The organism is Arthrobacter sp. Hiyo1, assembly GCF_001263615.2.
In the GTDB taxonomy this organism is placed as follows: domain Bacteria; phylum Actinomycetota; class Actinomycetes; order Actinomycetales; family Micrococcaceae; genus Arthrobacter.
The window spans coordinates 9,581-11,094 of the sequence record NZ_DF952469.1 but is presented as its reverse complement, the minus strand read 5'-3'; the positions used below and the strand labels follow the sequence as shown (position 1 = coordinate 11,094).

The following is a 1,514-nucleotide window of genomic DNA, read 5'->3' as shown; positions in this document are numbered from 1 at the left end:
GGCAATATCGTGGTGCTGCGGACGCCACCGGGTGCCGCGAACTTCCTCGCCTTGGCCATCGACCACTCGGTGATGCCGTCGGTATTGGGTACGATCGCAGGCGACGACACCTTGCTTTTGGTTGCCAGGGATCCCGACGGCGGCGCCGAGCTGGCAGCCCGTTTCCTCCAGCTGGCCCAGGAAGCCGGACCGGGGAACTAGTCCAGCCCGGCAAGTGAACCATTCCGGCGCTGTTCCACCCGGGCCTTCGGCCCGAACCAAGCTTTGACTCAAAAGAACCAAGCAACAACAAAGGAGCACTCTCGTGACTGAGCGCATTGTTCTGGCCTACTCCGGTGGCTTGATACTTCCGTAGCCATCGGCTGGATCGGTGAAGCCACCGGGGCCGAGGTCATCGCTGTGGCCGTCGACGTCGGACAGGGCGGCGAGTCGCTGGAGACCATCCGCCAGCGCGCCCTCGGCTGCGGCGCCGTCGAGGCCTACGTGGCCGACGCCCGCGACGAATTCGCCAACGAATACGCCATGCCCACGCTGAAGGCCAACGCCCTCTACCAGGGCCACTACCCGCTGGTTTCGGCGATCTCACGCCCCGTGATCGTCAAGCACCTCGTCAAGGCCGCCCGCGAATTCGGTGCCACCACCGTTGCGCACGGTTGCACGGGCAAGGGCAACGACCAGGTCCGCTTCGAGGTCGGCATCCAGACGCTGGGCCCGGACTTGAAATGCATCGCACCCGTCCGCGACCTCGCCCTGACCCGCGACAAGGCCATCGCCTTCGCCGAGGAAAAGGGACTGCCGATCGAGACCACCAAGAAGAACCCGTACTCGATCGACCAGAACGTCTGGGGACGCGCCGTCGAAACCGGCTACCTCGAGGACATCTGGAACGCCCCCACCAAGGACATCTACGACTACACGGCCACCCCGGAATTCCCGCCGGCACCGGACGAAGTCACCATCACCTTCGAAGCCGGCGTCCCCGTGGCCATCGATGGCGTCAAGCACACTCCGCTCCAGGTCATCCAGGAACTGAACCGCCGCGCCGGTGCCCAGGGCGTTGGCCGGATCGACGTCGTCGAGGACCGCCTGGTGGGCATCAAGTCCCGCGAAATCTACGAAGCTCCGGGCGCGATGGCCCTCATCACCGCCCACAAGCACCTCGAGGACGTCACCATCGAGCGCGAGCAGGCCCGCTTCAAGGCCACCGTCGGCCAGCGCTGGTCCGAGCTGGTCTACGATGGCCAGTGGTTCTCCCCGCTCAAGCGCTCCCTGGACGCCTTCATCGAGGACACCCAGAAGTACGTCTCCGGCGACATCCGCATGGTCCTGCACGGCGGCCAGGCCATCGTCAACGGCCGCCGCTCCGACACCTCGCTCTACGACTTCGACCTCGCCACCTACGACACCGGCGACACCTTCGACCAGTCGCAGGCCAAGGGCTTCATCGAGCTGTGGGGAATGTCCTCCAAGGTCGCCGCAGGCCGCGACCTGCGGGTGTCGGGCAAATGACGTCG

2 pseudogenes are annotated in these 1,514 nt (G+C 65.7%); both read left to right on the top strand.

The features are described from left to right. Positions 1-201 (top strand): annotated as a pseudogene (locus tag AHiyo1_RS04735) (arginine repressor); the annotation flags it as partial. Positions 202-304: 103 nt separating this feature from the next. Continuing rightward, positions 305-1,509: pseudogene (locus AHiyo1_RS04730) on the top strand (argininosuccinate synthase). The last annotated feature ends 5 nt before the right edge of the window (positions 1,510-1,514 follow it).